This window comes from Fischerella major NIES-592, from assembly GCF_001904645.1.
Classification (GTDB): Bacteria; Cyanobacteriota; Cyanobacteriia; order Cyanobacteriales; family Nostocaceae; genus Fischerella; species Fischerella thermalis.
In genome coordinates this window covers 1-13,052 of the sequence record NZ_MRCA01000027.1, presented here as the reverse complement: position 1 = coordinate 13,052, position 13,052 = coordinate 1, and the positions used below count along the sequence as shown (strand labels likewise).

Here is a 13,052-nt window from a genome sequence, read left to right as displayed (position 1 = left end):
CAGTTAGACAAGAACTAAATAACTATATTGCGATCGCAATTTTGAGTACTCTCTGGGCGGACAGTCAATGATATAAAAAAGGTTAAACCCATAACTATTACTCTCTAGCCCAGAAATACGCCATGTGTCAACTGCTAGGAATGAATTGCAATACTCCCACAGATATTTGCTTTTCTTTTGAAGGCTTTGCGGCACGCGGCGGAAAAACTGATGATCACCGTGATGGTTGGGGTATTGCTTTTTTTGAGGGTAAGGGATGTCGAATGTTTATCGATGCTATACCCTCGATTAGTTCTCCCATTGCAGAGTTAGTGCGATGCTATCCAATTCATTCCACTCATGTAATAGCCCATATCCGCAAAGCTACCCAAGGTGAAATTGCTCTAGAAAACTGCCATCCCTTTCGTCGGGAATTGTGGGGAAGGTATTGGGTATTTGCCCACAACGGTGATTTACCAGAATTTAATCCTACTGGTATGCAATATTATCAACCTGTGGGCAATACTGACAGTGAGAAAGCTTTCTGTTTGATTTTAGAAACGATACGTCAAAGTTTTCCTGAAGGTAGACCTTCTCTGGAAAAACTATATCCTGTTCTTAGAAAAATTACTGATAAAATTTCTGAATTAGGTATTTTTAATTACTTATTATCAGACGGAGAATACTTTTTTAGTCACTGTTCCACCAAACTTTGCTACATTATCAGGCAAGCGCCCTTTGCCGCTGCTCACTTAATTGATCAAGACTTAACAGTAGATTTTCGCGAATTGACAAAACCAAGCGATCGCGTCGCCGTGATTGCTACCACGCCCCTCACCGACAACGAAGTCTGGACAATCATTAAACCAGGAGAATTACTAGCATTTCAAGATGGATTACCTTTGCAGTTAGCTTAATCAAAAACATATTTTTCTGCCACTTTCCAGTAACGAGAAAAGCGCTTCAGGTCTATATAACCGTCATAATCAAAAAATGGTTCTAATTCAAAAATTTCCAAATCTATAGAACGTTCTATTTGCTGACAAATACTTTCAAATCGGGGACTAGGACTTTCTACTGTTGCTACTTTGGTAGCATTATTTTCCTTGGCGAAAGCTAAAATTTCTTCTGCTACATCGCCACGCCGAATAATTACAGGTAACTCTAGCAAACATTCATAGATAAAAGCGATGCGTTTGAGGCTAAGTTGCCATTCTTCTAGTAATGCATCATCCCAAACCCAGATAGCAGGTGCATCTGGATATTCTTGCAAAGCGGGGTTATACGGACTCAAGCAGTCTCCGTGTACCCAGATCACAGGTTTATTCATAAACACAATTAAAACAATAAATTTACAATTAACTGAAATCTATCTTGAAAATAGCGATCAGGGACTGGGAAACAGGAAGAAATTTTCATACTTAGTTCGTGTCTCAGCGTTCATGAATAACCATCTTGAAAATAAAAAACTCTCAACAGCAATTAGATATTAACCTAGCAGCAAACCCATAATCCATCGGTGTTTATCTGTGTGCATCTGTGTTCGTTCAAACTTTGAGTTATTTTTTAAGGAATTCACGCTCACTATTTTTTTATTTATGTACGCCAAATATTTATTTACCAGTTAATAGTGAGTAATGGAATTTGATAACTGATAAATGGTAACTGAACTAATACCAAAGCTGCGCTAGGCTAGATGGTGGATCAAAAAAAACACTATGACACCTTCAGAAATTGCAACTACACTAGCAGAATTATTTGGTGAAGCAGATGTCAAGGCGATCGCATCCGGTTCTTGGCAAGTAGAAACTTCTACCTTTCGTCTACTGGCACTACTTTCAGACGATGAAAGTTGGTTGCGACTTTTGATACCGATAGTACCAGCACAACAAGCCCAACCTTTTTTAGAACAGTTTTTAGAAGCAAATTTTGATGATACTCAGCAAGTACGCTACGCCTTACAGCAAGGTGTAGTTTGGGGAGTATTTCAACATAGCTGTAACAGCTTGGTTGTAGAAGATTTTCGAGATGCGATCGCCAGACTCATGACTTTACATGCGGCTGGTTTAGATGATGTCTTTAATCGCTTAGTAGAAAGTCGCATCCGCCAGGTGATTATAGCAGCAAAACTCCAGGGTCAGTCCCTAGAATCCACGATGCAAAACCTGGAACGTTTCTACGCCGAAGGATTAATGGGAGATGAAAACCAAACTTCCCAAGCAAGAGAAGAAACTTTAGCTGCTTGGCGACGCCAGTTGGAAAGACTTTGGCCGGAAGTAGATGTGAATGGCTGAATTTTATCTTTTTACAGCTTTACAATTACGGAAAAATTTATGTGTGAAAAATCGAACACCGATGCACACAGATAAACACGGATATATTATGCGTTTGGTTTGAGGTTGATGTATTTTATTGTAGTCGGAGTTATCTCTAATGCTGTCGGTTAGCGAAGCTGAAGCAACTATTTTCAATTTAGTATCGTCTCTGGACAATCAGCAGGATACAGAAATTGTCGATTTGTTCGCAGCAGATAGTCGCATTCTTGCTTCTGCGGTTACGAGTCAATTGGACTTTCCCTATTGGGATAACTCAGCAATGGATGGTTATGCCGTGCGTTACGCTGATGTACAGCAGGCGACTCAACAACAACCAGTGATTTTAGAAATTGTTGAAGAAATTCCGGCTGGCTATCAACCCCAATCTGTTATTGAATCAGGGCAAGCAGCACGGATTTTTACTGGTGCAGTCCTACCAGCAGGTGCGGATACTGTGGTAATGCAGGAAAATACACAGCGACAGGAAAATTGTGTATTGATCTTGACAGCACCTCAAAAACCACGAGAATTTGTCAGACAGCGTGCAACTTATTATCAAGCCGGGACACAATTATTACCACCAGGAATTATGTTAAATGGGGCAGAAATTGCTGTGTTAGCGACTGCTCAGTGTACCCAAGTCAGTGTTTATCGCCGTCCGCGAGTAGCAATTTTTTCTACAGGTAATGAACTTGTCCCCCCAGAAAAACCTCTGCAACCAGGGCAAATCGTCGATTCTAACCAGTATGCTTTAGCAGCTTTGGTAAGGCAGAACGGGGCAGAACCATTAATGTTAGGTATAATCCCAGATGAACCGCCTGCCTTAGAAAAAGCGATCGCCTATGCAGTATCCAACGCCGACATAGTGATTTCTTCCGGTGGTGTTTCCGTGGGAGATTATGACTATGTTGAGCAGATTATCGAGTCTTTAAAGGGGAAAATTCACATTCAAGCAGTGGCTATCAAACCCGGTAAACCCCTCACGGTTGCGACATTTAGAAATCAAGTAATTTACTTTGGTTTACCCGGAAATCCAGCATCGGCATTGGTGACATTCTGGCGATTTGTACAACCAACTATTAAAAAAGTTTCTGGGTTGGCAGACGGTTGGCAACCAAAGTTTATCAAAGCATTAACCCGTCAGGAATTGCGATCTGATGGTAAGCGGGAAACTTATTTTTGGGGCAAATTACATTTACAAAACGGAATTTACGAATTTCAGCTGGCTGGTGGCAGTCAAAGTTCTGGTAATCTTATTAATCTCGCCCAAACTAATGCTTTAGCTGTGATGTCTGTGGGGCAAACATTAATTTCTTCAGAAGAAGAAGTACAAGTTTTACTCTATTAAATATTAAATTGGTGTAATAGTGCGATCGCTCTCAACACCCATTTGACTAACCTAAAGAGGAATTAGCACAACAAGAACGAAAACGTGCAGAACAGTTAGCACAAAAGTTGCGGGAATTAGCCATTGATCCAGACAAAATTTAAGACTGGAATTAGTGGTTAGTTGTTTACTCCTCACATCCCTCACACCCCTCATACTCCCCACACTCCCCATCTTCCTTGTCCCTTTCCCATTCCCAATCCCCAAACTCAATTCTGCACTCGCCAAACCTTGATAATATTGTCTGCACTACCGCCACTAACAACAGTCTGCCCATCTGGACTAATGGCAACAGAATAGATATAACCAGAATCTCTTTTGAGAGTACGAATTTCTTTTCCTGCTTTGAGATCCCACAGTTTAAGCGTATTGTCACTACTACCACTTACAAGTCTGACTGTATCTAAAGACTTATTTTTAGCAGTGTTAGGTACAAAGGCGATGGAATTGACTTTATCGGTATGCTCTTTTAAAGTCAGAGTTGCTTTTCCTGTTGCCAAGTCCCACAATTTAATAGTTTTGTCTTTACTACCACTGGCTAGGCTAGTACCATCGGGACTAAAAGCTACAGAAATAATCAAATCAGAGTGTCCTGTGAAAGTACGGATATTCTTAGCATTGTTGACATTCCATAGTTTAATTGTCTTGTCCCAGCTACCACTGGCAAGAGTTTGCCCATCCCGACTAAAAGCTACAGAAGCGATCGCCCCAGAATGTCCAGCAAGAGTACAAATTTCTTTTCCAGTTCCCACATTCCACAGTTTGACTGTCTTGTCTAAGCCAGCAGTAGCAAGAGTTTGTCCATCCCGACTAAAGGCTACAGAAGTAACCCCAGCTTGATGTCCCTTAAAAGTGCGAATTTCCCTACCCGTTGCCAGATCCCATAATTTGACTGTTTGATCTGCACTCGCACTCGCAAGAGTTTGCCCATTTGGACTAAATACCACACCCCAAATCCATCCGGAATGTCCCTTCAAGGTTTGAATTTCTTTTTGGGTTGCTAAATCCCATATTTTAATAGTTTTGTCATCACTACCACTAGCCAGCTTTTGTCCATCCGAGTCAAAAGCCACAGAATTAACATCACTGGCATGTCCTTTTAAAGTGCTGGGTTCGTCAGAGTTTTGGACAATAATATCTTGAGGTGGAGCAAAATCAGAAGACTGAGTTGCCTGTTGGCGAGACTGAAAATACCAAACCCCTGCTAATGCCAATATGACAATCACAGCATTAACTAACAGGCTATTTTTCAGTTTTTTACTTGATTTTGCCAAAAATCCGCCTCTATTTGCTGGCGAACCTGACAGTATGGTTTCATCAAGTTCTGGTAATAGCGGTGGTTGACGTGATAAATCTTTAATCACATCATCGGCTGATTGATAGCGTTCTTGAATCTCTATCTTTAGCAGCTTATCTAAAACCCTACCCAACTCCATAGAAAGGGCAAGTCCACCTCTACTAGGAGTACTGAAGTATTGCCACCAAGATGATACCCAACCATAACCTTGTTGCATCCACAATTTGGATGGAGAAGTTCCAGTTAGCAGGTAAAAACAAGTAGCCCCCAAACTAAATAAATCACTTGCTGGATAAGCCTCTCCATCCTGCATTTGTTCCATGGGAGTATAGCCGTGTGAACCGATAGTTGTTCCCATTTTTGGCTGCACTGTTGTTGTCAGCAGCTTCGAGGCTCCAAAATCAATTAATACTAACTCCCCCTTTGAATCTCTTTCTAAAGAAGGATGCAAAGATTTACGACGAATAATGTTTTGAGGCTTGATATCTCGGTGAACTACTCCGCGATCGTGGATAAATTTAAGAACTGGTAGTAAATCTAATAAAAGTTCTCGAATTTCTCTTTCGCTAAATCTTCCTCGCTGCTGCAATTCTTTGAGTAAATTTTGTCCATCAATATATTGCTGTACTAAATATAAGTAGTTATCTTGCTCAAAGTAAGCTAGCAGATGAGGAATTTGTGGGTGTTCTCCTAACTCTTGCAATCGTTTGGCTTCTTGTTCAAAAAGCTGAACTGCTTTTTTTAGCGCCCCCGTATCTTTGACTTTTGGCGCTAATTGCTTAACAACACATTTTTCATTTAGTTTGTCGATATCCTCCGCTAGATAGGTGATACTAAATCCACCTTCTACAGACAATCTTTCGATAACACGATAGTGACCTCTCAGCAGAGGTACTAGTGGTGTTTTACAATTCTGACAATATTGGCTACCATCAGGATTTAAAGGATGTTGGCACTCGGGATTCAGGCAGCAAATCATACTAAAAATAAATTTGCAGCTTGAGTATATATTAATTCATGTCGTATCATTTTGCTATTAAGTTACCAAAATAAACTTTCTGACTTAGAAAGAAATCTACTGGTAACTAAGCAATCTAAAATTAAAGTATAGACATTTTTCTATCATCATGGTTACTAGCAGAACAGCCGCTGTGATAAGTGCGCTTGTGTATCCAAATTGTATACTGCGAAAGAAGCACGTAAACCAAATTTTTAACTGAACATTGGCACAAGTCTGTTAAAAATTTCCTAAATACCACTTTGGTATGATAAAGACTATGCAAAAACAATACAAGCTCTGATGTAGAGTTTACGTATTTCAAATTTTATAAAAACAACTATCTAAAGTAGTAAAAACAGGAGGTATTTATTTAAAGTCATAACTTATTAGTAACTAATGTGAAACTCAAATATGACTCAAATTATTTCTAAAATCAATCTCAAAACATCAATAAACTTTAGTAAAAACTTAGCGGCTTCAAAATAAAAAAATTGAGTTTTTTAACTATATTGTGCATCGAAATTTTGAGGAGTGATATGTTCAAAAGAAAAAGTAACAAAAATTTTTGGCATAAATTTGATTTGGCTTTAATTATTTTTCTTAGTAGCAGTTTGTTAATTACAAATTATCCTCTACCTATCAATGCCTTAGAAATTCCAAAAAAATCGCGAGAATTCAAAATTGCCAAAACACCAGATGAGAGAGAGCCAGAAGCAGTAAAACAAGCAATTGAGCAAATTCCTGTTACGCAACCGTCTCCACCTGCTCAAACTAATCCACCAGTAGAGTCTCCTATTCCCCCCACACCCACATCATCTCCAACTCCAGCATCAACTCCCACACCACAACCTACTTACCGTCCTTCTCCTCCGACTACTCGTCCAGCACCACAGCCTACTTACCGTCCTTCTCCTGGAAGTACTCAACCAGCACCACAGCCTACTTACCGTCCTTCTCCTGGAAGTACTCAACCAGCACCACAGCCGAATTCTCGTCCTGCTAATTCTTCACGTTCTAGGACTCCCAAGCCAACCAACAATCAGGGTACAACCAATAATAGGACTTCTGGTGGCTCACCTGTTTCTGGAAGCAAAATACCTAACGCTAGACCAATTAACTTTGTAGACATTCAATTAGGTGTCTTAGCGCCGGGTGACTTTAAATCCCAAGGCAGGTATTTTCACTTTTACCAGTTTGAGGGTCGAGAAAATCAATTAATTCAAATTAGACTTGTGGGTAGTGCTGACCAACGCCGTTCTAGTAATCTGAACCTCAATCCGTTCATGATTTTGCTTGACCCCAACAATAACGTTCTGGCTAAAAGAAGTAGTGGGGAAACTGGTAGTAATGGGGAAGCTAAAGATGCATTTTTGTTTGTCAGATTACCTGCTAGAGGTGTGTATACAATCGCAGTTACTAGCCGTAATCCTGGCGAAATAGGACGCTATAGTTTGGCTTTAAGGAACGACAGAGCCAGTTACACTCTTGATGAATCAGAGCAATTAACAGCAAATGGCTCCAATCTGAGAAAGAATGGCAGCCCTTACAATGTTTCTAAGTTTGAAGGCAAAAGAGACCAACTTGTAAGCATACGTGTAGATAGCGTCTTAGAAGAATTTTCTCCCTATATTGTCCTCTTCAATTCTAAAGGTCAAGTAATTGCCGCAGATAATGACAAAGATGGTAGATACACAGCGCTGATTGATCGAGCTAAGTTACCTGAAGATGGCACTTACTATGTTGTAGTGATTTCTTCTGTTCCTCAACGAACAGGTACATATCGATTGACTGTTTTTTGATTTAGGTGATTGTTGTTTGTTGGCGTTGCTGAATCAAGATATGAATTTACAATTCACGGATATGTAGAGACGTAGCAATGCTACGTCTCTACAATGATTTGGCATCGAACTACAAAAATGTATGCACACATAATTCATGACCAAATTCAGCAACGCCTGTTTGTTGGTAGTTGATTGTTTTCCAACCAACTATCAACAAACAACTACCAATCATTTTTATTGTGCCACCCGCCAAATCTTGATCGTTTTGTCAAGACTACTACTTGCAACAGAAGTGCCATCAGCACTAAAGGCGATAGACCAAACTTTGTCGTCATGTCCGGTAAGGGTGCGAATTTCTTGCCCAGTGTTCACATTCCAAAGTTTGATGCTCTTGTCCCAACTGCCACTAGCCAAGGTATTGCCATCTGGACTAAAGCTGACAGACCAGACTTTGTTGGTATGTCCTGTGAATGTGTAAGTTTCTTTACCAGTTCTCAAATCCCACAGTTTGATCGTGTTGTCCCAGCTACCACTTGCTAGAGTGTTGTTATTTGGACTAAAAGCAAGGGAATGAGATGCCTGTTCGTGACCTCTCAACACACGAATTTGTTTTCCTGTGTTTAAATTCCACACTCTAATAGCGTTGTCAAAATAGCTACTACTAGCAACCGTGTTACCATCGGGACTAATGGCGATCGCATCTACAACATCACAATCTCCTTTCAGGCTGCGAATTTGTTTGCCTGTGGTGACATCCCACAGTTTAATGCTCTGATCCCAACTGCCACTGACTAAAGCTTTGTTATCTGAACTGAAGGCGATAGACTGAACCGAAGCTAAATGTCCCTTTAAGGTACGAATTAATTTTCCTGTTGGCAAATCCCAAAGAATGATGGTATTATCTGCACTGGCGGAAGCAAGCATTTTGCCATCAGGACTGATAGCAACAGCATTGATCCATTGAGAATGCCCCTTCAAGGTGTGTAATTCTCTTCCTGTTGCCAGATCCCAAATTTTGATAGTTTTGTCTGTGCTTGCCGAAGCGACTTTTTGACCATCAGGGCTAATTGCGACAGACCAAACAGAGTTGGCATGTCCTTTTAGGGTGAGAGCGTCGCCAATCCCAACATTTACCCACGCCGATTTATCTAGCTGATTAGCGCTTTGAACAGATAAGCTGGTTGCGCCTGGGGCAGATTGCCACAGCCAAGTTCCTCCAGCTCCTAAAAGCACGATCGCCGCACCCGTTAAAATTTTGATTTTTGAGTAACTCATTTGTACAGACATTGCAAATTCAGCAGTTGCTTAGGTCTCATGCTGTGAAATTCACAAACCAGAGATTGTATATATTTTTGTGGGGATAAATTTATTTACCCATTGGATGAATGACTTTTCAGCTTTATTGGCAAATCTTTAACATTACTTTTTATATGTAAAAAAATGGTTAACTTGAGACTCGCCAAATCTTGATGGTGTTGTCAAAACCACCACTAACAAGGATGTTGCCATTTTGACTAAAAGCCAAAGACTGAACTCCGTCACCGTGTCCTGCCAGGGTGCGAATTGCTTCGCCTGTTTTTAGATTCCACAATTTAATAGTCTTGTCGCCACTACCGCTAGCTAGAGTTTGACCATCTGGACTGAGAACAACAGACCGAACTCCTCCAGAATGACCTGTGAGGGTGCGGATTTGTTTTCCGGTTGTCAAATCCCAAATTTTGATGGTCTTATCATCACTACCACTGATCAGGGTTTTCCCATCCGGTGTTATGGCGATCGATGTGACAGTTTGAGTATGTCCGGTAAGAGTACGGATTTCTCGTCCAGTTGTCACATCCCAAACTTTGATAGTTTGATCACGACTACCACTAACTAAAGTTTTTTGATCAGGACTAAAGGCGATCGCTCGTACCCAAGAAGTATGACCATTGAGAGTGTGGATTTCCTGGGTCGTCGTTAAATCCCACAGTTTAATCGTATTGTCATCGCTACCGTTAGCTAAAATACTGCCATCCGGACTAATAGCAAGGGTATGAACTGAATTCCTATGTCCTGCAAAAGTTCGGATTTCCTGTCCTCTGGCTAGATTCCAGAGTTTGATGGTTCCGTCCTCACTACCACTGACCAAGGTTTGCCCGTCTGGGGTGATGCTAACAACATTAACGCGATCGCTATGTCCTTTAAGAGTAATAATCTCCTGTCCAGTGGCTAGACTCCAGAGTTTAATGCTGTCACCGCTGTTGCTGACAATTGTCTTATCATCTGGGCTAATCGCAACAGACAAAACCGATTTGGAAGGTGATTTGAATGTATGCGCTAAATAAAAATTCCCCAATGGTATTTTAGAAGATTGGGGAAGAATAGCTTCATTATTTGTTGATGTGTCGTCCCCTTGACCAAAACGAGAAGAAACGGAAAAGTTAAAGTTGTGAGACTGCCGATAAAAGAACTCACCCAACACTATTACCATGACTAAAGAACCCACCAAGAATGAATTTCTCAGCAGTGCATATTTTCTTGGTATAAATGGTGGTTGGGTTGGTGGTAATATCACTGATGAGTTAGCGGTTTCCGTTTTTCGGTCTGATAGCTGCTTGCGCATCAAGTCTTTTAGCACTTGTTCAGCTGATTGATAGCGCTGCTGCACATCTTTTGCTAATAGCTTGTCAATGACTTCAACCAATTCAGTAGCGATCGGACTCTTCAAATATTGTTGCCAATCTTGCACCCAGGCGTAGCCATGTTCTGTCCAAAGTTTAAAAGGGGAAATTCCTGTAAGCAGATGAAAACAAGTAGCCCCTAAACTAAATAAATCGCTGGCTGGGTAGGCTTTCCCGTCTCTAATTTGTTCAATTGCTGAATAGCCATGTGAACCTATAGAAGTACCCATTTGTATGTGTACTTTCGCCGTTAATTGCTTAGAAGAACCAAAATCAATCAAGCATAGACGCCCATCAATTTTACGCCGGATAATATTCTGTGGCTTGATGTCTCTATGGATCACTCCTCGTTCATGAATAAATCTGAGAACAGGTAGTAAATCTAACAAAATTTCTCGAATTTCTTTAGCACTGTACCCTCTTTTCTGTTGCAACTCTTTTAATAAGTTCTGTCCATCTATGAACTGCTGCACCAAATACAGGTATGTGTTTTCTTCAAAGTAAGCCAATAAAGTTGGTATTTGCGGATGTTCTCCGAGTTGTTGCAGCCGCTGTGCCTCTCGCTGAAATAGATCCATCGCTTTGGAAAGGGCCCAGCTTTCTTGAAATTTTGGTGCTAATTGTTTGATAACGCAGCGTTCATTGAGTTTATCTATATCTTCTGCCAAATAGGTTCTACCAAATCCACCCTCATCTGAAAGCACCCGGATGACACGAAAGCGCTTACGTAACAGCTGCACGAGTGGACTGTTACAAGTTTGGCAGAACTCCTTTCCATCAGGATTGAGGGGATGTGGGCAATCAGGATTTAAGCAGCAGATCATTTATTACAAGAGTTACAACTGCGTGGTAAATGAAGTTAAGGATGCCCTGAAAATTTTGTATATGAATAATAATCCTTTGTATTATACTAAATTCTATTAAAAATTTTGTATATTTTCTGACTACAAGCTAGTAGATTAATATATCAGTAAATATCAAGCTATATCCTACTAGGATTTTCCAACCTCAAAACTTGATGTATTAGATATATCAGGACTTTATTGACCAGATTTACAATTTAAATTGATAGTATTCATTAATTAAGCACAATAAATTATCTTGATTGATTAATTTATTAGTGTTGATCAAGCAACTTCAAACTTGCTCGATAGTATGCATTTATTTGTTGATTAATTTATATTTTTGAAAAATTAATTTGATATATAAATATTTCTTTGCTCAATAGATTTGCGGGTCTTGAGTTTTGCTTGCCATTCCCGAATAGCACTTGCAGTCCTTGCTACAGGTGGCAAGTATGCATCAGTAACTTTGTTGGTAATTTTAGTTTTACTTCCCAGCCTTTGGTTAGTTAAGCAGCTAGTTAAATTTGGCACGTAGGATTCCATACCTAAAGTCCACATCACTTCATCTGCTGACTGAAAACGCTCATCCAAAGAAAACTTGAGCATTTGATTTAAGACCAGAGCAAAATGTTCGCTAACTTTAACTTGTTTGTGCCAACTAATTTCGCCGGAAACTGGATCCTGGTCCAATTCTAAAGGTGATTTTCCTGTTAAAAGGTAAAGACAGGTGACGCCTACAGCGTAAATATCACTGGCGTAAACAGGACGTAAGGAAAATTGTTCTGGTGGTGCAAATCCCATCGTTCCTACAAAATGTGTATGATTGGTTTCAGTGATTGCACCTGCGGCGTCTAGTAATTCTTCTTTGACTGCACCAAAATCAATCAGCACCAATCTTTGATCATCCTGACAACGCAGTAAATTATGAGGCTTAATATCTCGATGAATAACATGATGTTTATGAATATAATGCAGTACTGGTAGTAGTTCTCGCAAAAACTGCTTCACCTCAGCTTCACTTTTAGGGCCTTTGCGTTTGACCTCCCATGCTAAATTCACACCCTGTATATATTCTTGAACTAGATAAAATTCTCCATTGAGTTCAAAATAGTCTAAAAGCATGGGAATTTGGGAATGGCTACCAAGTTGAGCTAAAGTTTTTGCTTCTTTCTTGAAATGCATACAAGCGCGTTCTCGACTTTGGCGACTTGTCACCTTCGGACAAAGCAGTTTAATCACACATAAAGGATTCCCAGGTAATACTGCATCTTTGGCTAAAAATGTAACACCAAAACCACCCCGACCCAAAATGCGTAAAATTTCGTAGCGATCGCGAAATAATTTTGAACAACCACAAAGTTGACCAATCTGAGTTTCCTTGAGAATGTCTGCATGAAAACTTGATGTCTTGGAAGCAGAAGAAAAGCGATTCATTGCACAACAAGGGAATTGAGGATGAGAAATGAAATAAGGATAATTCGCCAAATATTTAACAGTGGGCTTGTTCTGGTAATTGATAATTGGAAAAATGAGAACCAGTTCTTACCTATTACCCATTACCGGATAACGTGCCGTTTTATCCATCACTTTTAACAAATGAGGTTTTCACGTCACCTAACCTTGATAATTGACTTAGTTACCAAGAATGTTTTTAATGTAACCACAAAATTTTATTTACGCCAGTATTCTGACTGTATCTTTGTCAAATCCTGACCTGAGCCATCTTCTAAATTACGTCTAATGTGAATTAACAAAGGCGCTAATAGATCATGGGAAATACTCAACAAA

The 13,052-nt window shown here is 40.0% G+C and carries 9 protein-coding genes; 4 read left to right on the top strand and 5 right to left on the bottom strand.

The genetic code is table 11. From position 1 onward, the window contains the following. Window positions 1–122: 122 nt before the first annotated feature. A complete protein-coding gene (locus NIES592_RS23545; RefSeq protein ID WP_062244537.1) occupies window positions 123–896 on the top strand; it encodes a class II glutamine amidotransferase in 774 nt (257 codons plus the stop codon). On the opposite strand, the gene NIES592_RS23540 is transcribed toward NIES592_RS23545, so the two are convergent. Next, complete coding sequence (locus NIES592_RS23540) at window positions 893–1,309, bottom strand: hypothetical protein (protein ID WP_073557081.1); 417 nt, start codon at window positions 1,307–1,309, stop codon at window positions 893–895. The two genes, NIES592_RS23545 and NIES592_RS23540, sit on opposite strands and share 4 nt — an antisense overlap. 388 nt (window positions 1,310–1,697) lie before the next feature. Between NIES592_RS23540 and NIES592_RS23535 the strand changes: the two genes are divergently transcribed. Continuing rightward, complete coding sequence (locus tag NIES592_RS23535) at window positions 1,698–2,273, top strand: hypothetical protein (RefSeq protein ID WP_073557080.1); 576 nt, start codon at window positions 1,698–1,700, stop codon at window positions 2,271–2,273. 139 nt (window positions 2,274–2,412) lie between these two features. Beyond that, window positions 2,413–3,642: a molybdopterin molybdotransferase MoeA gene (locus tag NIES592_RS23530; RefSeq protein ID WP_073557079.1), complete on the top strand. Its 1,230-nt coding sequence runs from the start codon at window positions 2,413–2,415 to the stop codon at window positions 3,640–3,642. A gap of 248 nt (window positions 3,643–3,890) precedes the next feature. On the opposite strand, the gene NIES592_RS23520 is transcribed toward NIES592_RS23530, so the two are convergent. After that, window positions 3,891–5,957: a serine/threonine-protein kinase gene (locus NIES592_RS23520; RefSeq protein ID WP_073557077.1), complete on the bottom strand. Its 2,067-nt coding sequence runs from the start codon at window positions 5,955–5,957 to the stop codon at window positions 3,891–3,893. A gap of 557 nt (window positions 5,958–6,514) precedes the next feature. Between NIES592_RS23520 and NIES592_RS23515 the strand changes: the two genes are divergently transcribed. After that, a complete protein-coding gene (locus tag NIES592_RS23515; protein WP_073557076.1) occupies window positions 6,515–7,777 on the top strand; it encodes a PPC domain-containing protein in 1,263 nt (420 codons plus the stop codon). 216 nt (window positions 7,778–7,993) lie between these two features. On the opposite strand, the gene NIES592_RS23510 is transcribed toward NIES592_RS23515, so the two are convergent. From NIES592_RS23510 to NIES592_RS23500, 3 genes are all read right to left on the bottom strand, one after another. Continuing rightward, window positions 7,994–9,046 carry a WD40 repeat domain-containing protein gene (locus tag NIES592_RS23510; protein WP_073557075.1) on the bottom strand — a complete coding sequence of 351 codons (1,053 nt, stop codon included), beginning with the start codon at window positions 9,044–9,046 and terminating at the stop codon, window positions 7,994–7,996. 157 nt (window positions 9,047–9,203) lie between these two features. Continuing rightward, window positions 9,204–11,243 carry a serine/threonine-protein kinase gene (locus tag NIES592_RS23505; RefSeq protein ID WP_073557074.1) on the bottom strand — a complete coding sequence of 680 codons (2,040 nt, stop codon included), beginning with the start codon at window positions 11,241–11,243 and terminating at the stop codon, window positions 9,204–9,206. Window positions 11,244–11,612: 369 nt separating this feature from the next. Beyond that, entirely contained in the window at window positions 11,613–12,698 is a 1,086-nt protein-coding gene (locus NIES592_RS23500; RefSeq protein ID WP_073557073.1) for a serine/threonine-protein kinase, read from the bottom strand. Window positions 12,699–13,052 lie beyond the last annotated feature (354 nt).